The 22,642-nt window shown below is 68.1% G+C and carries 15 protein-coding genes; 10 read left to right on the forward strand and 5 right to left on the reverse strand.

Going from position 1 to position 22,642, the window contains the following annotated elements:
- Nucleotides 1-449: 449 nt before the first annotated feature.
- The 4 genes from M3185_RS13740 to M3185_RS13755 all read left to right on the forward strand — a co-directional run bounded on the left by M3185_RS13740 (nucleotide 450) and on the right by M3185_RS13755 (nucleotide 5,698).
- Nucleotides 450-4,136, forward strand: coding sequence for an NACHT domain-containing protein (locus tag M3185_RS13740; protein WP_251334243.1), 3,687 nt, complete (start codon nucleotides 450-452; stop codon nucleotides 4,134-4,136).
- 246 nt (nucleotides 4,137-4,382) lie between these two features.
- Nucleotides 4,383-4,895 carry a hypothetical protein gene (locus M3185_RS13745; protein ID WP_251334244.1) on the forward strand — a complete coding sequence of 171 codons (513 nt, stop codon included), beginning with the start codon at nucleotides 4,383-4,385 and terminating at the stop codon, nucleotides 4,893-4,895.
- A 193-nt stretch (nucleotides 4,896-5,088) separates the two neighbouring features.
- Nucleotides 5,089-5,235, forward strand: a complete 147-nt coding sequence (locus M3185_RS13750; RefSeq protein ID WP_251334245.1) for a hypothetical protein — start codon at nucleotides 5,089-5,091, stop codon at nucleotides 5,233-5,235.
- Nucleotides 5,216-5,698 (forward strand): hypothetical protein, encoded by a 483-nt coding sequence (locus M3185_RS13755; RefSeq protein WP_251334246.1) that lies wholly within the window; start codon nucleotides 5,216-5,218, stop codon nucleotides 5,696-5,698. Before M3185_RS13750 ends, M3185_RS13755 begins: the two co-directional genes overlap by 20 nt.
- Nucleotides 5,699-5,722: 24 nt before the next feature.
- Here M3185_RS13755 and M3185_RS13760 read toward each other — a convergent pair whose 3' ends face one another.
- On the reverse strand, nucleotides 5,723-6,079 hold the full coding sequence (locus M3185_RS13760) for a hypothetical protein (protein WP_251334247.1): 357 nt from the start codon (nucleotides 6,077-6,079) through the stop codon (nucleotides 5,723-5,725).
- 572 nt (nucleotides 6,080-6,651) lie between these two features.
- Here M3185_RS13760 and mobF point away from each other — a divergent pair.
- The 5 genes from mobF to M3185_RS13785 all read left to right on the forward strand — a co-directional run bounded on the left by mobF (nucleotide 6,652) and on the right by M3185_RS13785 (nucleotide 14,478).
- Nucleotides 6,652-11,187, forward strand: a complete 4,536-nt coding sequence (gene mobF / locus M3185_RS13765; protein ID WP_251334248.1) for a MobF family relaxase — start codon at nucleotides 6,652-6,654, stop codon at nucleotides 11,185-11,187.
- A 77-nt stretch (nucleotides 11,188-11,264) separates the two neighbouring features.
- A complete protein-coding gene (locus M3185_RS13770; RefSeq protein WP_251334249.1) occupies nucleotides 11,265-11,930 on the forward strand; it encodes a helix-turn-helix domain-containing protein in 666 nt (221 codons plus the stop codon).
- A complete protein-coding gene (locus M3185_RS13775; protein ID WP_251334250.1) occupies nucleotides 11,927-12,724 on the forward strand; it encodes a hypothetical protein in 798 nt (265 codons plus the stop codon). Before M3185_RS13770 ends, M3185_RS13775 begins: the two co-directional genes overlap by 4 nt.
- A 124-nt stretch (nucleotides 12,725-12,848) precedes the next feature.
- Nucleotides 12,849-13,064 (forward strand): hypothetical protein, encoded by a 216-nt coding sequence (locus M3185_RS13780; RefSeq protein WP_251334251.1) that lies wholly within the window; start codon nucleotides 12,849-12,851, stop codon nucleotides 13,062-13,064.
- Between the two features lie 268 nt (nucleotides 13,065-13,332).
- Nucleotides 13,333-14,478: a hypothetical protein gene (locus M3185_RS13785; protein ID WP_251334252.1), complete on the forward strand. Its 1,146-nt coding sequence runs from the start codon at nucleotides 13,333-13,335 to the stop codon at nucleotides 14,476-14,478.
- Between the two features lie 143 nt (nucleotides 14,479-14,621).
- Here the strand turns inward: M3185_RS13785 and M3185_RS13790 are convergent, their stop codons facing one another.
- On the reverse strand, nucleotides 14,622-15,689 hold the full coding sequence (locus M3185_RS13790; RefSeq protein ID WP_251334253.1) for a spherulation-specific family 4 protein: 1,068 nt from the start codon (nucleotides 15,687-15,689) through the stop codon (nucleotides 14,622-14,624).
- A gap of 8 nt (nucleotides 15,690-15,697) precedes the next feature.
- Entirely contained in the window at nucleotides 15,698-20,038 is a 4,341-nt protein-coding gene (locus tag M3185_RS13795) for a hypothetical protein (RefSeq protein WP_251334254.1), read from the reverse strand.
- Between the two features lie 315 nt (nucleotides 20,039-20,353).
- Here M3185_RS13795 and M3185_RS13800 point away from each other — a divergent pair, with 315 nt between their 5' ends.
- Nucleotides 20,354-20,722: a hypothetical protein gene (locus M3185_RS13800; RefSeq protein WP_251334255.1), complete on the forward strand. Its 369-nt coding sequence runs from the start codon at nucleotides 20,354-20,356 to the stop codon at nucleotides 20,720-20,722.
- 584 nt (nucleotides 20,723-21,306) lie between these two features.
- Here the strand turns inward: M3185_RS13800 and M3185_RS13805 are convergent.
- Complete coding sequence (locus M3185_RS13805) at nucleotides 21,307-21,951, reverse strand: NAD(P)-dependent oxidoreductase (protein ID WP_251334256.1); 645 nt, start codon at nucleotides 21,949-21,951, stop codon at nucleotides 21,307-21,309.
- A 559-nt stretch (nucleotides 21,952-22,510) separates the two neighbouring features.
- Nucleotides 22,511-22,642, reverse strand: a 132-nt coding sequence (locus tag M3185_RS13810) for an integrase core domain-containing protein (RefSeq protein ID WP_251334258.1), incomplete at its 5' end; no start/stop codon positions are given.

Consider the following 22,642-nt stretch of genomic DNA (forward strand, 5'->3'; position numbering starts at 1 on the left):
TTGGGCGGAGGCCGCCCTCTCGCCGACTCTCACATCCGCAACGCCCTGCGGCTGATAGAGACAGGGAATTTGGCCCTCATGTTGCCCGCAATATCGGCACGTCGCGGGCCCCTGTACCGGCGACTCCGGGAGCTCCTGACCGCCGCCGCATGAAGGGGCCCGTGTCATGGATCTTGGTGCTGTATGTCCCGCGATGGGTTGGGTAGGACCTTTCTGTGTAAGGACCTTGCGTGAGGCTGGGGAGAGATCCTCGCACATGGTGCGGTAGGTAAGGTTTCTCAGCAAGCATTCGCAGGCTCTACGGGCCCCTTCGAGGAGCGGTGGGCCGGTGAGGGCGCCGAGGCGGCGAAATTTTTACTGCCGTTCAGCAACCCTTTGGGAAATCAGACATTCCTGATGCCCGGCGAGCATGATGTCAGTGAGTGCCACTGCGGGAAGGCAGGTCGCCCATGTCCAGATCGAGCGCTTTGGCGGGGTCCTTGGCCACGGTGGCGATCGCGGCACTGGGTGGCCCGCTAGCCATGGGCGGCGCTGCTTTGGAGGAAGTGGTCAAGTACGCCCAAGCGCGGTACGAGGAGGGCGACCAGTCACGGCAGGTGCGCAAAAAGGTTACAGAAGCCATCACGCGGTGGGCGCGCACCGAAGGCTTCACCGATGAGGAGGTCGAGCGCGGGTTGACGCTGGCGACCGAGACGGTTGCACGGTTCGGGCTCTCCAACAAAGTTCTTGCCGAACTGCGGTTCGACCCGGCACGAGCGGCTAACCAGGTCGTGGCCTCAGCGAGGGAAAAGGACCGGCATTGGGGGACGGAGAACCACTATGAGGTCGCCGCCCGCAGCATTCAGGAGACCTACGAGGCGTTGATCAACCAGCTGCAGGCCGACCACGACGTGTTGATTGCAGTGTCCCAGGCGTTCCACGATCGCTTCGATGCCCACGCAGCGGCAGCCAAGAACCTAGCCGAGACCACCCACGGTCAGCTCGGCGATCTACTCGAGGCCCTAGTAGCAGTGAGCCCCGTATCGGAGGTGACGTCCTACCTGCGAACGAGGATCGCCGATTGGAACGTGTCCGTCTGGTACCACGACCGGCAGGCAGCAGCGTTGGAGAGACCGCTGAGGGTGCGCAATCAGGCGAATCCAGCAACAGGCGGAGACTATCTGACAGCTGAAGAGGCGCTGGCACACCAGCAGATGTTAGTGGTGCTGGGCGGACCCGGTGCGGGCAAGACCTGGCTGGCCCGCCGCTATGCCCGCCAGGCCGCGCAGACAGCCCTGTCTCAGCTGGAGAACGGGGCCGGCCTGGAGGAGGTGGAGCTGCCGCTGCTGACCACCTGGGCGCAGTGGGTCAAGGCGCCAAGTGGCTCGCCGCGGGAGTCACTGGTGGCGGCATCGTTCGCTTCTGGTCTAGGGCACAGCGATCCCGGCGGTGGCGACATTGTCGGTCGACTTCGTCGCGTGTTTTTGCAACCTCGGGCCAGGGTGCTATTGGTGGTGGACTCCTTGGACGAAGCCGCCGACCAAACCGCCCAAGCTTCCCGGCTGAATGAGCTCCGGGGACTGCTGACAGGCTGGCGAATCGTGGTGACCAGCCGCCCGGCTGCCTGGGACGCCACCTACCGCGGCGGCTCAGGCCGAGCTTCCATGGGCTCAGGCCAACTTCCCACGCCGCGGGTGGTGACGCTGTGCGACCTCACCTACCCGGAGGACGTGGAAGCCTTCATCCGCGACTGGTTCGCCCACGCCGCAGACCCCGCCCGCGGGGAGGCGCTGATCCGGGAGATCCGCGACCGTGCTGACTTGGCCCGGGTCGCGGTCGTGCCGTTGATGCTGACGTTCTACTGCCTGTTGGCTGAGAAATCAGAATCCGGGGCCGAACCGCTGCCGGCTCGGCGCCGAAAGCTCTACCGCCGTCTGGCACGGCAGCTGCTCCGGGCTGAGTGGACCGCCGATCACCCCGGACCCGACGCGGCCCCCGACTGGGATTACTGCGAAGAACTCCTCAGGAACTGGGCATGGCAGGCCGTCCGCGATCGCACCAATGCCGTCGGCCTGGGCGTGTGGGAAGACAGCTTCACTCCGCCCACCAGGGTGCGCAAGGCAGAGGCCCGTGCCATCGACCATATCGCGCCGAAGACAGCCGTAGACGACGAAGAAAACGACACCCGCCGTTTCGTGCACCGGACATTCCTGGAACACTTCGTCGCCGAGCACATCGCCACCCTGCCCGCCGGAGAAGCAGCCGACCTGCTGCTCCCGCACCTGTGGTTCGATCCCGACTGGAAGGTCGCAGCCCCCTCGGCGATCATCGCCCACAACCAGCAGCAACCAGGAACCCTCCTCCAGCACCTGCTGGATCGGGCTGTCCACCCCGCACCGGACCCGGCCAGACAATGGGCGCGCGACCAGCTCGACCAGCTCCTTCTGACCATCGCCCAGGAGTCCGATCCCGGCGAATGGAGCCCGGAGCACCAAGACGTGCTTCACCAGTGCCGTACACGCAACGCGGCCAAGTACCCTGACCTCGTCATAAGATCCGCGCACTGGACGCGCTCCAACCCAGACGCCCGCACCGTGGTGCTGCAGGCCCTGCACACCGCCAATTGGGGCCACTTTCCCAAATTCGGTTGGATGTACTTCGAATTCCTGGTGGCGGCGCTGATGAGGCTGGGGCCTACCGAGGCCCAGCGGGCCCAAGCCCGCACTGAGGTGCTGCAGGACCTGTCCTTCGCCAGCCTCCTGATGCACCCCCGTCCCCGGGGCCTGGTGGAGGCGCTGGTGGCGCTTGGGCCGACCAAGGCCGAGCGGGCCCAGGCCCGCACTGAGGTGCTGCAGGTCCTGCGCTTCGTCGGCCTGCAGGGCCCCAGGGACCTGGTGGGGGCGCTGATGAGGCTGGTGCCCACCGAGGCCGAGCGGGCCGAAGCCCGCACCGCGGCGCTGGAAGCCCTGCCCACCACCATTAACTCCCGGGGCCTGATGGAGGTACTGGTTGGGTTGGGGTCCACCGAGGCGGAGCGGGACCAGGCCCGCACCGTGATGCTGGAAGCCCTGGCCACCGCCAGCCCGTGGGATCTCCGACCCCTGGTGGAGGTGCTGGTGGGGTTGGGTCTCACCGCGGCCGAGCGCACCCAAGCCCGTACCGTGGTGCTGGGGACCCTGTCTGCCGGCAACCCGGGGTGCGCCAAAGACATGGTGGAGGCACTGGTGGGGTTGGTGCCCACCGAGGCGGAGCAGACCCAGGCCCGCACCGAGGTGCTGCAGGCTCTACCCACCGCCCTTCTGCGGGACCCCCGGGGCCTGGTGGAGGCACTGGTGGAGCTGGGGGCCACCGAGGACGAACGGGGTCGGGCCCGCGCCGTGGTGCTGCAGGCCCTACCTAACACTAACTCGGGGGACGTCACCGACCTGGTGGAGGCGCTGATGGGACTGGGGCCCACCGAGGCCGAGCGGGGCCGGGCCCGTACCGCGGTGCTGCAAGCCCTGCTTGCCCCCGACCCACAGAACGACCTATACCTGGTGGAGGCGCTGGTGAGGCTGGGGCCCACCGAGGCCGAGCGGGCCCAGGCCCGCACCGCGGTGCTGCAGACCCTGCCCACCGCCGACCCGGGGGGCTCCAGCAGGCTCGTGGTAACGCTGGTGGAGCTGGTGCCCACCGAGGCTGAGCGGACCCAGGCCCGCACCGCGGTGCTGCAAGCCCTGCTTGCCCCCGACCCACAGAACGTCCCATACCTGGTGGAGGCGCTGGTGGGACTGGGGCCCACCGAGGCCCAGCGGGCCCAGGCCCGCACCGTGGTGCTGCAGGCCCTGCTTGCCGACGGCCCGTGGCACGTCTCATACCTGGTGAAGACGCTGATGGTGCTGGGGCCCACCGAGGCCGAGCGGGCCCAGGCCCGCACCGTGGTGCTGCAGGCCCTGCTTGCCGACGGCCCGGGGAGCGTCGCCGACTTGGTGGAGACGCTGGTGGGGTTGGTGCCCACCGAGCCTGAGCGGGATCAGGCCCGCAGCGCGGTCTTGCGGGCCCTGCCCCACGGCGACCCGAGGGGCCCCCGAGGCCTGGTAGAGGCGCTGAGAGTTGTTTCATCCGTTGAGTCCTGGCTGGCTTGGCTGAGTGGCGGCCCAGCCGACCAGGGACGGTGAGCGCACGCCCGGACCAGGTCGCAGAACAAGCGTTGCGCGGACTGCTCGTGCTCGTGGCGGCGAACGGGACTGCCTCGAACTATGGCAGTGATTGGCGGCGCAGTCGGACTCGCCAAGTATCTTGGCACCGTTGCTTGCACGGCTGCCCGTTGCCCTAAGGATGTGCACCACAGCACGCCCCAAGCGTCCAGGGCCGTAGCTGCTGAGCATGTCTATGGGGTTTCAACCAGGAAGAAGAATCAAGAGATGAGTTCAAGAGCAGACCAGATATGGGAGGCTCCCCACGGTAAGCATGGGCAAGCCCTCGCCCATTTGTGGCAGACGGGACAGATCGCCACTGATGAGCTCGCCGAGGTGATTTGGTCGGCGTGGCGGAACCAGATCGACCACACGACCGACCCGACCTACGACGTCTGGCGGGAGATGTTCCAAGCCGTGGGCTATCAACATGACGGGCGTGTTGCGCGACGCCCGTTGCTGTCCCGTCGGCTTTATCGCGGGGCACCGGAGGATAAAGCCCTCGGTATGTCCTGGACGACTAATCCCGGTGTTGCCCGCCATTTCCTCACCCGCCACTATGAAACCGCCGTGGTCTGGACCACGGTGGCAGCTCCCTGGCGATTCCTGGCCTCCGGCAACGACGAACGAGAGTATGTGCTCAATACTGACGGGTTGGCTGTCGAACCGTACGACGTAGCCAGAATCAAACCCGGATGGGTGAAGCACCCCGTGCTTCCGCACCGGTGGCCAGGAAACTAGTCGCAGCAAATAGCCAGACATGCATGGATGCCCCGAGCGGGTGAGGAGAACCAATTGTGCTACGTCTCCTGATCCCATACACCGTGTTCTGAGTTCGCCTCGGGTGCCGCATCTGGCACGGTGTCGCCTACTGGTTGTTGCGCCTCGTCCCGATGCCTCCCTGTGGCGGCATCACCTGGCCGGAACCGTGGCGTTGATCCCGTACCTTCTGCTCGTGTGGGGCTTCACCTTCGCCTTCGACGTCACCTGGCGCCCCGACGCGGTCGCCGTCCTGATCAGTGCGGGGATGCTCCTGGCCGTGCACCGGGTGGAGGTGGCCCGTGCAGGCATCCGACGTTGAGCGCTTCTACTCCCACGTGCTGAAGGGCCCGGATCCGGATTCGTGCTGGTTGTGGCTCGGGGCGATCAGCGACGACGGGTACGGCCGCTTCTGGATCGGCACCGCCGGTGGTCAACGGGCCGTGGCCGCCCACCGCTTCGCCCTGGCCACCGTCCACGGCGGGCTGGGCGCCATTGAGGGGTCGATCGCGATGCACTGGTGCGACGTGCCGCTGTGCGTGCGCGCCACCCTGGGCCCGTCCACGCACCTGCTGCTGGGCACTGCCTCGGAGAACATGGCCGATCGGGCGCTGAAGAAGCGGATGCCCTCCCCCAATGCGGTGAAGTGGCGGCGACTGTCGAGGGCGGAACGCTCGGCCCGCTCCCGCCGGCTGCGCGATGCGCTCAAAGCGCACGGGTGGGACGAGGAACTGGTCCGCGAGCTGGTGCACGGCATCGACCCGCAGCACCCGACCCTCTTCTAGGACGTCACCGGCACCGCAGGTGGGCTACACGCTCACGGCCTCCAGTGCAGCTGCCTCAACGGCGTCGTGAGCGGCGGGGTCGCCGTCGAGGGACTCGTCTGCGGCATCGGCGGATGCACGAGGAGGATGCTCCTTGAGCAGGGTGCGCACCTCGGCGGCAGACAGCTCGAGCCGCTGGGCGATCTCGGACACCGCGACCTGTTCCCCCTGCATGGCCGCGGCCACCCGCGCCTGTGCTTCCCTCGCCTGGGCGGCGTCCTGCTCTGCTTTGGTGCGGATCTGCCTGATGCGCTGCTCGGCCGCCGCCCGGATCTGCTCGGCCTCCCCGGCGGCGAGGAAGTACTCCTCCCCCAGTTCCAACAGCCGCTGCTCCCGGGCCATGGATTCCGCAGCGGCTCGGCGGGCCCGCTCCCTCGCCTCGGTCTTGGTCGCACTCCTGCGTGGCGCCATTTCACCCTCCCGTCGTTGAACATGTTCATCACCATTCAATCACCCCTCCCCTTTCCATCCCTACCGGACCGCGCATGCGGGCGCGCCGCGGGGCGGCGCGGCAGCGCCGTGAGCCAACGCGGGCGCGGTGTGGACCGGCTCCGGGATAAGCCTTGCGGTCCCTCCGCCGGCCCCACACCGCACCCGCGTTACCTCGTCCCCGGCTGTCCACCCGACACCGCGCGCGTGGACAAGCCGGTGCGGTGGTACCCAGTCGACCTGCCGTGGGGACAGCTGATGCCCCGCTTCTCCGTGCTCGTTCCTCGCACTGCTCATCGGCATCACCTGCCCCCACTTCCCAGGTCTCGTGGGCACCACCGCCTCCCCTGCGGGGACGGACAGCCCGGCTCTGGACCCCGCTCCTTCGCCGGCGCTCAGTCGACGGTGCCTTACGAGCCTCATGGACTGTCACACCTCTTGCATCATTGATCAATGAGGATGAACATGTTCAAATTGCGTGCGTGATGACCGTCCACAAGCTGTCCGCCGGGGACGGGTATGCCTACTACACCTCCGAGGTCGCCTCCGCTGATGAGCTGCGGGCCGGGGACCGGGAACTGGGTGACTACTACACCGTGGCCGGGATGCCCCCGGGCCAGTGGGTGGGCCACTCGCAAGCCCTGCTGGGGGTGTCCGGGGAGGTGGCGGAGGCGCAGATGGCGGCCCTGTTCGGGGAGGGCCTTCACCCCGAGGCCGACCGCATCCTCGCCGCCGGCGGCACCAGCTCAGACGTGGCGTTGGGCCAGAAGTACCGCCGGTATGCCACCGCTGACACGGAGCTCACCCGGCGCCTGAAGGAAGAAATCGCCCGGCACGAGCGCACTACCGGCACCACCCCGACCAAGGAGGAAGCGCGGAGGATCCGGGGCCGGGTCGCCGGCCAACTCTTCCGCCAGATGCACGGCCGCGACGCCAGGGACACCAGTGAGCTGGGCCGGTTCATCACGGCCCAGACGACCCCGCGGCAGCAGACCGTGGCCGGCTACGACCTGGTCTTTTCTCCCACTAAGTCGGTGTCCCTGCTCTGGGCCCTGGGCGGGGATCAGGCTCGCACAGCGGTGGAGGCGGCGCACACGGAGGCCATCGCCGAGACCCTCACCTTCCTCGAGCAGCAGGCGACCTACACCCGGCGGGGGCGCAACGGGGTCCGCCAGATCGACGTCGAAGGTGGGCTGGTGGCCACCCAGTTCCGCCACTACGACTCCCGCACCGGGGACCCGCACCTGCACGACCACGTGGTGATCGCCAACAAGGTCAAAGGGGTGGACGGGAAGTGGTCGTCCCTGGACGGGCGCACTCTGTACCGCATGGGCGTGGCGGCCTCGGAGACCTACAACGCCAAGGTCATGGAGAAGGTCTGCGCGTCCCTGGGCGTGGCCGCCGTCCCGAGAAAGGCCAGCGGGGATGAGCCGATCTTCGAGATCGCCGGGGTGGATTTGGACGCCATCCACCACGCCTCCTCCCGCCGCACCGACATCACCGGCACGTGTGCCCGGTTGGAGGCGGAGTTCACCGACCGACACGGCTACGCCCCCTCAGTGAAGCAGCGCATCGCCCTGGCCCAGCAAGCCACGCTGGAGTCGCGCCCCGTCAAGAAGTCGGCCCGTCGCCTGTCCGAACTGGTGGAGCAGTGGTCAGCCGAGTACGCCGAACAGGTGAAGATGCCGGTCGGGGACGACCTGCTGGCCCACGTCCGGGCGGCGGCCACCGGCCTTCCGACCGGACCAGACGCGGCGCAGATCAACGTCAGTGAGCACGCCCGGCTGGTGGTGCACGAGCTGTCCCAAAAACGGGCGACCTGGAGTGTGAACCACGTCCACGCCCAGACCCGCCGCCACCTGAAAGAGGCCATGATCGGGCGCACCGTGCCCGACGAGTTGGTCTCTGCTGTGGTGCGTGAGGCCGCCACCACGTACAGCCTGTCCGTCACCCCGGCCGCGGATGTGCCCCGGTTGGCGGAGTTCACCCGGGCCGATGGCACCAGCCAGTTCGTGCGCGCCGACGCCCACGTCTACACCTCCCGGGAGGTGCTGGCCGCCGAGCACCGGGTGCTGGCAGCGGCTCAGCGCACCGTCATCCCCGCCGTCTCCACCGAGGTCTTCGAGCAGGTACTGGCTGCCCACACCGGACCCTTGAGTGCCGGGCAGGTGGCCCTGGCCCGCGCCTTCGCCACCGACGAGAAACTCCTGAGCTTGGGGATCGGGCCGGCTGGGGCCGGCAAGACCACCAGCCTCTCGCTGGCCGCTCAGGCCGTGCGCGCCTCAGGCGGCAGCGTCGTCGGTTTGGCGCCCACGGCGGCCGCGGCCGCGGTCATGTCTGAGGACATTGGGGCGCAGGCCACGACCATTGACGCCTTCCTCCTGGCCCACCGAGCGGGGCGCACGACCACGCCCCCCCTGCAGGCTGGGGATGTGGTGATCGTCGATGAGGTGGGCATGGTCACCACCGGCAAACTGGCCGAACTCGTGGCCGTGGCAGCCCGGCACGGGGCCGTAGTGCGCGCGATCGGCGACGACCGCCAGCTCGGGGCGATCGGCTCCGGCGGAGCCCTGCGCCTGCTCGACACCCAGGTCGGGGCGACCCGCCTGGAGACCGTCCACCGCTTCCACACGCACGGCGAAGCCGAGGCCTCGCTGGCGTTGCGCGAGCCCCCGGCCACCGGGGCCGACACACCCTTCGCCTGGTACACCGAACATCGTCGCGTGGTGGCTGGGGATCGTGAGGCGATGGTCGACGCCGCGCTGCGGACCTGGCTCACCGACACCCAAGCGGGCAAACGGTCCCTGCTGATCGCCACCGACAACACGACCGTCACCGAGCTCAACGCCCGCGCCCAGGCCGCCCGCATCGCCACCGGCCAACTCGACGCCAGCGGTTCGTCTGTCGTGCTGCGGGACGGGCTGATGGCGCACACCGGGGACGTGGTGGTGACCCGCCGCAACGACCGCACCCTGGCGCTCAACGGCGGCAAGGACTTCGTGAAGAACAACGATGTCTGGACCGTCCACACCATCACCGGGGTTCAGAGCCGGGAGCGGGTGACGCTGCGCCACACGATCCACGCCGGGTTGATCACCCTGGACGCCGGCTACCTCGCCCAACACGCCCAACTGGGGTATGCGGCCACGGTGCACCGGGCCCAGGGCGCGACCGAGGACTCTACCCACGCCATCCTGGATGCGGCCACCGATCGGGCCGCCGCCTACGTGGCCGCCACCCGGGGCCAGGACACCAATCAGCTCTACGTGGCCCTGGCCGACGGCGAGACCCGGGACGAGGTGCTGGAGGCCATTGCCGGCGCCTACGACCGCAACCTCTCGGCGCATGAGACGGTGGCGGTTGAGGCCACCCGGACCGGGGATGTCGCCGCCCTGGGCGAGGTGTACCGCGAAACCTATGAGGCCGCCTGGACGGCCAAGGCCCGCGCGATGGCCATCGAGACTCTGGGTGCCGACACCGCCGCCCGGTTCACCGGAACGGAGGCCTGGGGGGCGGTGGCCACCCACCTGCATCAAGCCCAGGAAGCCGGCCTGGACCCGGCCGCCCTGCTCACCCGCGCAGTTCAGCAACGTGGGTTCGGCGACGCTGACGACCCGGCCGCGGTGCTGGCCTGGCGGCTGGAGCACCAGATCAAAACCGCGCAAGCCATCCTCGACACCACCGACCACCGCCCCCTCGGCTCGGTGACCGATGAGCACCTGGAGAAGCTGGCCGAACGCACCCGAGTGCTCCAGGGACAGCATGTGCTCGAGGATCCGCAGTGGATGGAGCGGCCCTTCGCGCTCATGCCCTCCACCGAGTTGGATGAGACCCGCCGACTCGGTTTGGCCCAACTGGAGGCCATGCCCCCGGACCGGTGGACCTCCACCACCGCGTCCAAACTGGACTGGATGACGCGCACGATAGGCGCCGAGCAGGAGCGCCGCGCGGGCCTGCCCCCCACCCAATCAGCGGTCGAGCAGAGCGCCCGTGGAGAGCGCCCCAGCACCGACACGGGAGTGTCGATCGGTGCGGCGATTGCCGCCGAGCAGCAGGTGCGCGCGGTGGCCGCCACGACCCCGGCACCGGCCCCCGTGGCAGACGGGCGCCGGGTGAGCGAGGACCTGGCCCCGACGCCGCTGATCACCGACCGGCAGGTGCCGGTGCAGTATCGGGAGCAGCTTCAGCGGCTGCGCATCCGGATGGAGGCCCGCATTATGGTGCGCGGGGCCGAGCTGGCCGAGACCCGCCCGGAGTGGACGTCCGTCCTGGGGCCGGTGCCGGCCAAGCCCGCTAAGGCGGCCGAGTGGCACCAGGTGGCGGCGGAGGTCGAGGCTTACCGCAACCGCTACAACATCGCCGCCCACGTGACGGCGCTGATCCCCAAGGCTCACCAGCAGGACCCGGTGGCGGCCGCACTCATTGCCCGTGCCACGGCACTGCACAAGCACTCCGCGCTCACGACCGCGGCCCCGCAAACGCCCGAGCAGATCCGTGACTGCGTCGATGAGGCGCACGTGGCTGAGCGGGTGCGCACCACCCCGTCCCGGGCCCAGGAGGTTGTCGAGGCGCTGCGCGCCACCCGCGCCCAGACCGCCGATCCGCTGCCGGCCCTCCAAGCACGGGAGGCCGCGGTCACCGAAGCCGCCACGGCCTCGGTAGCCGAACAACCCCGGCGGGTGCTGACCACGGAGGAGCTGATCGCCCACGCGGTAGCCCAGCACCGGGCCCAGACCCAACAGGCCGCCCCCACCACCGAGGCATCTGCCCCCCAAAACCCGGCGCCCACCGCACCGGAGCCGCAGAAGCAGAAGAAGGAGAGCCCCGTGTCCGAGAACGCCCAGAACGACGCCGCCAGGAAGCCCATCAAGTCGGACCTGGAACGCTCCCAGGCCGAGGTCATCAAGCGCTACAAGGCCGCGAATCGTGTCGAGCAGAAATCCCGCCGGCAGGAGGACACCGCCGCAGCAACCCGCCGGGCTGCGCAAAACATTCGCCGCAACGGAGGCCGCAGCCTTTGAGATCCGCCTCTGGCTGCGGAGCCTGTGAAGCCTAGACTTGGTTGCCACATATGTTCGCTCATGCGACTATATGTGGCATGGAAGTGACCATCGCCGAAGCCGCCACCCGTCTGGGGGTCTCGCCCCGTCAGGCCCAACGACTGGCCCAACAGGGGCAACTGCAGATCGTGCGGCGGGTGGGTCGGACGCTTCTCGTCGAGGACACCGCCATCACCCAGCGGCACCAGACGGGCAGAGGCCCGGGACGGCGATGGAACAGCAACACCGCCTGGGCCGCGATTGAGTTGCTCGAACATGGGTGGACCACCCGGGCGGCGGCCCGGACGCTGTTCCGCCTCAAGGGCCGCCTCGCCAGCCTGAGCGTGGAGGAGTTCGTCCGCTTGGCGGCCGGGCGGGCCCAGACCCAGCGGATGACCCAGACCCGGCGACGACCCGCGGCTTTGAAAGACGCACTGATGCTCTCCGGGCGCTCCGCCCTGGACAACCCTCAGGTGGCAGCACGGTTTGGCCTGGCTGGTGGCGAGTCCCAGATCATCGAGGGCTACCTGCACCAAGACGAGCTCGAGGAGGTGCTCACCCGGTTCGGACTGGTCGCCGATGCCGAAGGAGAGGTCTTCCTCCACATCAGCGAGGAGGTACCGGTGGACTCGATCATCACCACCGCCCTGGACCTCGTGGAACGTGGCACCACCCGCGAACGGGCCGCGGCCCACGGGCTGCTGCAGGCGGCACTGGACCAGTGAGCGCCGACAAGTCCGGCGCTTCACCGGAGCGTCCTACCTGGCAACTGGAGGAGCCGGCCGGAGGCTTCGCCCCGCCGTGGCAGCTGGCGCTGGAACTGGCAGAGGCCATGCCACCGGGATCGTGGACGCTCGTCGGTGGTCTGATGGTCCAGTTGCACGCGATGCACGCCGGCATGGTCCCCCAGCGCTCAACCACTGACGTCGACATCGTCGTCCACATCGAGACCACCATGTCCTGGGCCCGCACCACCCAGGCGCTGCACCAGTGCGGCTACCGGCTGCAGCGCCCGAACAACCCCAAGGGCCCCTCCCACCGGTTCGTGCGCGACGGGGACGTCATCGACGTCCTGATCGCTGACCACGTCGCCCCCAAGGCCCTGGAGATGCGCGCGCCGGGGAAGCACCTCATGCGGATCCCCGGCGCCACCAGTGCGTTGCGCAAGACGGTGAACTGCCACATCACCCGCTCCAACGGATCCGACATCGTCATCAGCGTCCCCGACGTCCTGGGGGCCTTGACCCTTAAGGGAGGCGCCTACCAAGAGGACTCCCGCGACACGGGTCGCCACCTGGAAGACGCCGTGGTGCTGCTGGGCACCATCGACGACGCAGACGAACTGGTCGAAGATCACCAGGCGTGGACCCAGGGCGACCCGCGGCGGATCAGGGTCCTGGCCCGGAACCTTCCCGACGACCACCCGGCGTGGGGACTGCTCCCCCACCGCCAGCGGCTCAGAGCCCAGCAATCACTCACAATCCTTACTGAGGCGACTACGGGGCACATTCGGCGCTGATTGCCGTGCAACTGCATCAGCTTCTACCTCGCGGAATCTGGACATGAAGCATCAAAATACGAATCCGTGGAGACACGCGCATGTTGTCTGGCGCATGCGCATGCGGTGTGTAAGACTGGCCACCATGATCGACTACAAGCCCCCGAAGATGCAGGGGAACAAGGTGCCCTTCAGCACGCGCCTGACTCCAGAGCAGCATCGCTTAGCAGCAGAAGCTGCCGCTACCACGGGGTTGTCGATGGCGGAGTACATCGGTGCGCTCATTGAGCGCGATGCCGAACTCCCTAACAAACTCGACAACAGGGAGGATCCGCGCCTGCCGATCTCCAAAGCGTCTTAAACGACTGACGGCCCGCCTTGCCGGGCGGGCCGTCTAAGTCATTCGGCTGTCTCCGTCGCCAAACTGCGACAGCCGTTCCAACAGCTAACTGAATCGGAACTGCTCATGTACCCAATACCAGGGGACTGTTGTGTCTCCTAGTGTACCCGAGGCGTTCCCGCAAGGGGACCCCTCGCTACTCAGTCGTGTCGATTTTCGCTCACAGCCCTCCCCCGAGGCCGCCTCCGAGCCCGACACAGACCTCCCGTCGCGCCGCCGCCGGGTGCGCGTGCAGTACGAACGCTCCAAAGCCGTGGTCCTGCGTGCCATCCCCACCGGGTGCCGGCTGGCCCGCCACGTGGTCGCCTGGAAGCGCGCCGCCCTGGAGCACCCGGCCCTGGAGCTGATGCGCGCCGACGGCCGGGCCAACATGGCCGCCCTCATCGAGGTCATCGCGCTGCAGCAGGACCCGGCCTCGCGCACCTGGCGCACCACCTGGGCCTGGGTCGCCGAACGCCTCGGGATCCACGAGGACTCCGTAGGGCGGATGATCCGCCGGCTCAAAACCTGGGGCCTGCTCGCCGTGGTCGCCACCGGCCGCTCCGCCGCCTACACGCCCCGGTCCACCGGCAAGAAACAGGGCGAGGCCCCCGTCTACGCCCTCACCGTCCAAGCACCCCCCGCACCGCAACCTGTGGAGACGGCAGAAGAGGAGTCAATGCCTGTGGATATAAATGTCGGCCCGGTCCCCCCGAAGGGGGCATGTCCTCCCCCGCACGCGCGCGAAGAGTTTTCCCAGAAGGACGCGGCTACGCCGCGACCCACTGCTAAGGCCGCCGCACAGCGGCGGGAAGTGGTCGCCGCACTGGCCCAGCGGTCAGCTGCGCTGTGGCCGGCTCATGCGACGGTGAGGCCTTCGAGTGCGGGGGCGACCCGCCGGGATTGGAAGCACACTTATCGTTGTGCGGGGCTCGAACTCCAGCACCACGCCCTGGTGCTGCGCCAGATCACCACCGCCTACGTCACCTCCGTGGCCAAGCCCTACTTTGAGGCCGGGTGGAGCATCGCCGATGTCCTCCACGCCCTGGACTGGACACCTAACGGTCACCGCTACCCCCACGACGCCGTGCACGGCATCACCCACCCTGGGGCCTGGTTCGCCGCCCGGCTGCGCACCTGGACGCACCAGGACGGCTCTCCCATGCGCTCGGTCGACCAGCGTGCCGCGGCCGAGGCCGAACAGCGTCGGGCCGAAGCGATCGCAGCCGCGCAACGTCACGCCGCCCGCCAGGTGGCAGCCGCGGAGGCTGGGGGGTCGGTCGTGGCCATTAGGTCTGAGGTGGGGGCCGGGGTGGGTGGGCGGTCGTTCCGAGAGCGTTGGGCCGCGCACATCGCTGCCGGCGCGGCAGAAGCTCGCCCCGGCCACCATGTCTGAGCCCGTGGGAGGGGTTCCCCACCTTCTGGGAAAGCGATCCTGCCCAGACCGGGGCCGGTCGTCTCGGGGCGGGCAATCAGGGTCGGGGTGATGTGGTGCTGACTGTTGGCGGCGGGAGTACATGTATTTGGGACGTAACTCATTTATCCGGAAGCGTTGGCAGCACGGACTGCAGCGACTTCTGCGGGGAAGTAGCAAGCGATGTGTTCCCACACGTTGGCCTCACTCATGACTCGCTCGGTGATGTAGATGTGTCCGGTGTTGTTGTCCCGGCTCTCCTCGATGACCTCGGTCAGGTCTTCCGGTGAGCAGGCGTGGACGGCATGCCAAAAGTTTTCCTCTGAGTGGTCAGGGTTCTTTTGCCATCCCGCGTCGTGAGTCCGGTAGGTGCGACGGCTGCCCTCGAAGGACATGAAAACGTCCGCGACATTGCCGGCCGTGAACATTGTTTCGGGGAAGGTCGTGCCAGGGTTTTGCACCACGAAAGCCCTGCCCCGTTGTGCTTTGACGTGTTCGAACACCAGCGTGTAGTACTCATGGGCTGCTGCACTGTTGTCCATCTCGTCGAAGAAGATGCCATCGATGGTGGGCCATCGCTGGTAGTACTCGTTGATCTCGAAGAACACGTTGCCGATGTTTGCCCGATTGCGGGAGAGCCCCATGAAGTACTGGTTGTTCTGCGGGCCGGGATTGCCCGCTGAGGTGAGGGTCACCAGTTCCTGGGTGTCGGCGTTGCGGAACCGCCCCGTGGTCGGTGACTCCACGACCCAGAGGTAGTTGGTGTTCTCCTGGAGGCCTTCGGGAAGAGCCACGTTCGGATCGACACAGCCGAGATGGACGGGGCCGAAACCGGTGGTCCAGCCGGTCTCTCTTGCCTCCCCGTCCGAGTCACGGGTTGTGACCAGCCCTGTGTTTGGATCGACGGTGAAGCGGTGCTCCTTGGCCAGTCCTTTGGTGTCCCGGTAGTTCGTGGTGACGTAGCCGAGCACGAGAGCCCCGGCGGCCTTCATCTGGTCGATGCGCTGCTGACAGAGGTGGAACTCCACGTTGTTCGGGGTGTCGGGGCGGAAGGCGGGGGTGTAGCCGGGGCCGCTGTTGGGGTTGAGTACGGTGAGACCCAGATCGGGGTGGGCGGCCGCGGCGGTCGCCCAGTCCTCGTCTCCGGTGGGGTTGCGGTGGAAGTAGGTGGGGACGGCGATCTTTTGCTGCATCGTTCGACTCATCTTTCGGTCTCGGAGGCCTCGGGCGGGGTAGATGGATCGCCGTGGTGCTGCCGGCTGAGCGCCTCGACCTTGCGGGCCTGGTGGTCCAGGTAGCGGGTGATCACGGGGTGGCGCCGGTCCTCGGGAACCATGGCTTCGTGGTGTTGGCGGAGGACGGCCAACCACGTCGCTTCATCGGGCAGTAGCTCTGCGGCGTCCTGGACCGGGATCGTGATCGTGAACCCGCCGAGAATGGCGTTCTCGGCGCCACCTCGTTGCTGGACCTGTACATCGAAGCGCTCACCGCGCCCGACCCGCTCCGGGGGCAGCTCGAGGGTGAGCAGCGCAGGCGCGTCGTCCTGCAACGGTGGCAGAGCAACGGTGACCAGGGTCCCGGCGGGGACGGTAAGAGTGTGCGGGCCGGTGGGATACAGGGTGGTCGGTCCGGTGCGTTCGGCCGCCAGACGCACAATCTCCTCGGCATCGAGGTCCGGGCAGAAGAGCGTGGCGGTAGTGCCTTCGGGTAGGTCCGTCAGCCACAGCCACAACTCGTCTGCGGCCGGTGAGGGAACCGGTGCCTCGTCGTTGACCGCATCCCTTCTGCCCTCCTCCTGCCCGTAGGTCCGCAGGGCGCGGATGGAGAAGGGATGGGTGATGGTGTGGGAGGCCTGGTTCCCGGGGTTGTCCGAGCCGATGATGAACAGGTTGCGCTGGGCGAGATAGTTACTGGTGCCCGGGACGTCACCCGGGGCCAGTGGGTCGGGGGCCCCGGTCCAGGCATGCAGATCAGCGATGAGGCACTGATGCCGACCCAGGACGTAGCGCTGCACCGGCACCAACACGTCCGGGGCGTGGGGGTCCAACGGCCAGGGCCCGTCCCGATCGGTGCCCAACATCTTCTCGGTGGGTAGCACAGCGGAGCCGGGTTGATTGATGTCCAGCAGGCAACCGAAGAAGTGGACCGGCTCGCCGGCCGCGAAGGTATGGACGTTGGTGGCGTCGGTCTGGTCGGCCATGGCCGTGGCCCGCACGTCGACCCGCTGGGTCGCGAAGCACGGCACCGTCACGACCTCCCGGGTTCCCACCGTTCCAGTACGGGTGCCGATGAGAGGTATCAGCGGCTCGGGCGGGGCGCCGGGTGCGGTGGGGGGCGCGTACGCGTAGGCCCCGTTGGGGTCGTAGTCGACCGCGGCCACGCCCCAGCTGAAGAGCCGGAAGAAGACCCGGACGTCTGGCAGGACGGTGCTGCCGGTGTAGTTCACCCGGGCTACGGCGAAGTTGTAGACCGGATCCCCGTTCTCCGTCTCGGCGATCTGCAAGCTGCTGCCGGCGGGCCAGCCCGTGGGGATCGACGTCTCGAAGATCGCCTCGCCGCCGGGGCCGTTCAGCGCGGTGAGCAGGTCCTCGAGGTATTGACGGGCGTCCGCGGGGGTGGCGTTGACCGGGAGCGTGACGCCGCCGTAGGGAGCTGTGCCCGCCCGGACACGGAAAGCTCGTAGCCCCTGGCTGAGGTAGGGGATCGGGCCGTCGAGGATGAACGGGCGGGCAGGGAAGACGAGTGTGATCCGGGCCGTGCAGGTGAACGGACCGGAGGAGAAGGTCAGCGTCAAGGGACGCGGCGGATCGGCGGCCGAGGCCGGGAAGAGGGATCCGAGGGCTGCCTGATCGAACGTCAGGTCGCAGCGCATCGTCAGCCGTTGTGGCACGGCCAGATCCGGGGTTTCCTGCTGCAGATCGGCCAGGGCCGCGGTCACCCCGGGCTCAGAGCATGTCACGGCCGGTAGGGTGCTGGGGCCGGTGATGCCCATCTCGGGGCCGGTGAAGCCCTCCAGCACGAGGTAGGCCACGGCCCTCACCACGGGGTCGGTTTGGACCTCGGGGCGGGTGATGGTGGCGTGGTCCAGCACCCAGGACCACCGGCGGTGCACCGGCCAGACGCTCCCACCGTAGGTGCACAGATACAGATCAGAGCGCTGCGCCGTGGCATCGATGCTTCCCTCGATGCGCACGAAGGCGCGGAACGGGGCGGCTTGGTACTCCGCCCAGCGGGGTCGCCAGGTCGCCCAGCCGGCCGGGGTGGTTGGATAGGGGCTACTGAAAGTTCCGGTAGTGGTGGTCGTGAGGAAAAGACGATCACCAATGATGGTGGGAGCGAACGGGGCCACCCACGGGTAGTGCAGTGTGACCTCGTTGGGCCCGGGGAGGAAGTCATGACCCCCCGAGGCCGTGGTCTGCCATGTCCCCCCACCATCGCGGGTCCAGAACAACCCCCCTTGCCCGGATGCGCCGTTGGGTTCCGAACACACGAAAATGATCTGTGAATCCGCCGGATCCACGGCGAAGTCGGTCATCGACCGGTATTTCCCCGGAGCCAGGGGCAGGGTTGCCGTCACGTCCACCCAGTTCGCGGTGACGTCTGCCGTGCCAGCGGCCCCGAGCTGTGCGGCTGGCATCTGCCACAACCCGCCACTGACGTAGGCGGGAGCACCGGCCGTTCCGGTATTCACTGCGGCCGTCACGCAGTAGAGATGGCCGGCGTGGGCTTGTAAGCGGTGACAGTGCGGCGAGGGCTGCGAGGGAAACGACCCGACGCGGTACCACTCGGTGCCCTCATCGCTGCTCCAGTAGACACCCTTCTCCCAGACCGCGGCGTAGAGCACCCCGCCGTCCAGGAGCACGGAGACCACGGGGCCCTCCGGAAGTGGATGGGCTCCGCCGACGTTCGTGAACGTTTTGCCCCAGTCAGCACTCGTCGCCCCGGCGATGGTTCTCCAGCTCTGGCCCCCGTTGTCGCTGCGTAAGACCGCCCCGTGACGCTTGCTACTGGCGCCTACGGGCACGCGAAGCTCCCGATAAAAAGGCAAGTCGTGGCGGTTCGAGACGGCAGCGAACACTGTGGCCTTCGCCGGATCAGTGCTCGGCTTGAAGGCCAGCTCATAGCAGTTCCCCCAGAGGGCGCCCCCTATCACCTGGCCCGTCACCGGGTCTGTCACGAGGTCGGCGAAACAGGCCAACTCGAAGGATCCACCGCCGTCAGAGCTTCTGAGCAATCCCACGTCCGTTGCCGCGATGAAGTGCACGTTCTGCGGGTCGCTGGGCAATTCGTCGTAGTGCCATACTGTCGTGACGTCCAACCCAGTGGTGTCCCAGCTGGGCCGGCCTGCGGCTGTCATCGCTTGGGTGTAGCACTGACCCCACGAGGCATTGTTCGCGGGCTTGCCGCCGTCCGTGGTGCGGGCAGTGGTAGCCATGTTCGTCACGACGGCCTGCTGGGAATTTCTCGGGTCCACCGCGAAGCCGTTCGCCGCGCCACCGAAACCCCAATCCCGACCGACGGGCGGGCGCGGCTCCACCCATCCGGGCTCGACGTTACGGCTGGCATGGGTCTGGAACCCGTCGTACACCCCGATCCAGGTCACCTGGGTACCGGAACGGGTCCCCTTGAACACCGACCAGTACGGGACTGTGGTGACGTCGATGGGATTGAACGCCGCGACATACGGTTGTTCCGGGGCGCTCTCGGCGACGGAGACGAACCGGTACTGCAAGGGAGCAGGGTTGGTGATATTGGGGGCAGATGTGGCCGGTGGCACGCTGATGTCCGCCCAGGACGGCGGACTGCCCGGCATGGTCGACGTAGTCAAGTCGCACATCCGTGCCCCACTACCCCCCGGGGTGGTGACGACGGCGTAAACCACAGCGGCCCCTGGGGAGGATGAGGCGCAGGCGATGTCGACCACCCCCACCAGCGGCGCCAGCGGCGAGAACGTCTGGCCCCCGTCGACAGACCAGTACACGCCCGCGGGGGTCGCAGCCAGACACCAGGTGGGCTGCTGGTACGGGCACGCCAGGGCCACGACCTCGTTCTGCGGCACTGTCGTGACCGTGACCCACCCTGAAGAAGGAGACAACGTGTCGATCCGCTGAAGGTTCTGCCCGGTGCCGATCAGCAGGAAACGACCCTCGCCCGTGAACGCGCCACAGGTCGGAAACGGGCCCACGGACCCGGCGCTGTGCCCGATGAGATGCGGTAGCTGGACTGGCCAGCTCATCCCACCGTCGACTGAGAGGCGAAAGCCGTGATGCGGATGCCACGCCGCCACCCGGCCTGGGGTCGCCGGATCCAGCGCGACCGAAAACGCCGTGGTCCTGCCCGTACTGGCCAGGACAGGGGCGCTGCACTGAACATCCCGGTAATCAAGCATCGTCCAGTGCTTGCCGCCGTCGAGGCTTCGATACAGCCCACTCATGTCGCACCCGACGAAGATCGCCTCGGACCAGTGCGTACCTGCCGGCCACGGGGAGATCACCGGGTCGTACATGGCGCCGCCGCCACCCATGCCTCGAGAGACACTCATCGAATTCTCCTCATGCTGTTCGGCGCTCCGTGAGGGCGTCTACCCAGTACAGGGCAGGCCGCGGTACTCAGCCGTTACTGCCGATGTCATGACCAACGTCATCGTTTTCCAGCTCGAGCTATTTCGGCCCCCCTCAACAGCATCAAGGGGCGAGCCAAGGCATGTTCCCTCTCTGCGCTGGGCCGTTGTATCGCGTGGCCGGTGCCCGTTCCACCAGTAACTGACCGCTCAGATCGCCGCCGGCCGGGACCAGGCCGTCCACCCCTCGGACGGCTGACCCGTTGTTGTCCGCGCAGTTCTGCGAGGATCGGGCCCGTGAGCTCCTCTCGTTACCAGTGGCCCGCCGCCGGCTGCCCGGACCAGGTGCTGCCCGCCGTGGAGGACCGTCTCACCGGACAAGACCACGGGGTCATCTTCTGGGTGCCGCTGGACTACCTCCACGGGGACTTCCCGGGGAGCGGGTACTGGCAGTTCGCCTCCACCCAGGGCTACCGCACCGGCGGGGGTGCGGAACCGAGGATCTACCTCGGCGGCGGCGACCAACACGTGGTGGACCTGGCCGCGGCCGTCTCCTCCGTGACCAACCGCAGGTTCTCCCACCTCACCGCCGTGCGGTACCGGGTCGGCGCCTCAACAGGCGGGCCCTCCTCCGCTGCCGGGTTCCCCGCCTACATCGTCCACTGAGCCTGCAGCCACGACGACCTGCGCCCCCCCTCGCGGGGAAGCAACTGTTCCCTGCCGTGGCGTGGGGAGCCGGCGGGTGGGCCAGACCTAATCACCGGCGTAGCGGGACCCAGCTTCTGCGGCGCCCCGCGCTGCCCTCCGGCCGTGGGTGGTAGGCACCCACGGGTAGGTGGAGAACATCGCGGGAGAGCCTTCCGCGCAGCTGACCTCCCTCCCGTGGGCTGCAGGTGTGTGGCAGGGATCGCGAGGGTGCCGGCTTGGTGGGCCGGTGCCCCGGCCTTCTCCCACTGAGGGCTCTGGTGGTGCGATGACCGGCGGGACCTCGTTGTCTCGGCGGTCATCGCGACACTACAGGTGCTACGACCCCTGGCGGGGCCGTATCGCCTCACGGTCAGCATGGCCCAGGGGGCAGCGCGGCCCCAACCCACGACGCATTGTTGCGTGGTCATCTAAGTGAGTGTTCTCCGCGGTGGGCGTCCTCACCGTGCTCGGCGGGCCAGGCGGCCCAGACGGTCGCCCAGCGGCGCCCACCAGTGGGAAGGCAGACCCCCCGATGGTGGGGGTGCCGGGGACCGGGGCGGGAGTTAGTTGCTGATGGCGGGGGCGTCGTGGATGTAGGTGGTTTCCAGGATTTGGGTGGTGGTGAAGCCGGCGATGTCGGCGGCGGTGGCGGTGGACCCCACCGGGTCGGGGCCGAAGTGACCGACGTACTTCAGCCCGCGGCCGGGGCCTGGGCGGGCGTGGAGGAACCGCACGATGGTCCAGTCCAGCCCGGAGCCGGTAACCACCTCCAGCATCCCGGTCAGCTGCTGGTAGGTGTGCGCGTCGAGGTGGCGGGCCAGCAGACGGCGGACCTTCAGCGCGGTGGTGGGTTTCTCGTTGGGGCACAGGGACACCACGGGGGTGCCGTGGCCGATGTAGCGGTCGATCCCGTGGCGGTGCATGCCGGCCACGATGTGGGCGGTGGCCTCCACCAGGGGCAGGGGACGGGAGCGGGGCTGGTGTCGGGGATCGAGGGTGTTGATCACCGCTTGGGCGTTTTTCACGGCCTCCTCCACGGCCGCCGGGTCGTTGAGCTGCCCGGCCACGACCTCCACCTCGGGGCCCCAGGTGTCCGGGGCGTGGGCGGGGTCGGTGAGGAAGGTGGTGACCGCATAGCCACGGAAAACCAGGTCCTCGACCAGTTCTTGGCCGATGGGGCTGGTCGCCCCGAACACGGTGACCTTCATCCGCCCTCCCGGTTCCCCTGGATTCCCTTGCATGGGCCTGTCCCCGAAACAGGGGCTGCTGCCTGGGCCCATGGTAGGCACGAAGGCCTCGTGAGGTCCTCCTCGGGGGTCGTGTTAAGTCTCGATGGCTCCTCTCCACGACCTGTCTGCACCTGTCGGAGGTGCCCGGCCGGGGGCTGTGCGTGGTCGACCACCCTCGGGTAGCCGTACACCGGTCCGGGACGGTGGTGATGGGGCGGTGGTCCTCATCAGCGTGGTGGAGTGCGTCATCATCGGGATTTCTCCGACCCGGGCCCTGTCGTGGCCGGTCAGGGGGTGCCTACTGCTCCGTTCCCTAAGAGGCGGTGGATCAGTGCCACGCATCGGGGCCCATGTGGGCAGACCGACCTGGCTATCGGTGGCGGGGGCAGCATTTCCATGAACTCCACTACGGTGACCAACCCGCTCGGCGTCCTACGTCTGTGGGCCTCTGTCGAGGGAGATTGGAGAGTTCTCGCCCGTAGTGGGCAGGGTCCAGGGATGCGCGGTCTCAATGGTGGGCGACGCCCTCGCCCGGCTGCTAGTTGTACTGCCCAGGGAGGTTGGTCAATCGGGTGACGGGTGGGTGGTTGCCGATAGCGGTGTGTGGCCGGTGATGGTTGTAGTGATGCAGCCATCCCGGCAGTGCGGCCCGGCGGGCCTGCTCGGTCGG

The sequence above is a fragment of the Kocuria rosea genome (genome assembly GCF_023715525.1).
Taxonomy (GTDB): Bacteria; Actinomycetota; Actinomycetes; order Actinomycetales; family Micrococcaceae; genus Kocuria; species Kocuria rosea_A.

Coding starts and splice junctions, on each gene's coding strand:
- mobF (WP_251334248.1), top strand. CDS start 6,652: ATGACCGTCCACAAGCTGTCCGCCGGGGACGGGTATGCCTACTACACC.
- M3185_RS13745 (WP_251334244.1), top strand. CDS start 4,383: ATGAGTTCAAGAGCAGACCAGATATGGGAGGCTCCCCACGGTAAGCAT.
- M3185_RS13805 (WP_251334256.1), bottom strand. CDS start 21,951: ATGAAGGTCACCGTGTTCGGGGCGACCAGCCCCATCGGCCAAGAACTG.
- M3185_RS13780 (WP_251334251.1), top strand. CDS start 12,849: ATGATCGACTACAAGCCCCCGAAGATGCAGGGGAACAAGGTGCCCTTC.
- M3185_RS13770 (WP_251334249.1), top strand. CDS start 11,265: ATGGAAGTGACCATCGCCGAAGCCGCCACCCGTCTGGGGGTCTCGCCC.
- M3185_RS13740 (WP_251334243.1), top strand. CDS start 450: ATGTCCAGATCGAGCGCTTTGGCGGGGTCCTTGGCCACGGTGGCGATC.
- M3185_RS13790 (WP_251334253.1), bottom strand. CDS start 15,689: ATGCAGCAAAAGATCGCCGTCCCCACCTACTTCCACCGCAACCCCACC.
- M3185_RS13760 (WP_251334247.1), bottom strand. CDS start 6,079: ATGGCCCGGGAGCAGCGGCTGTTGGAACTGGGGGAGGAGTACTTCCTC.
- M3185_RS13795 (WP_251334254.1), bottom strand. CDS start 20,038: ATGAGTGTCTCTCGAGGCATGGGTGGCGGCGGCGCCATGTACGACCCG.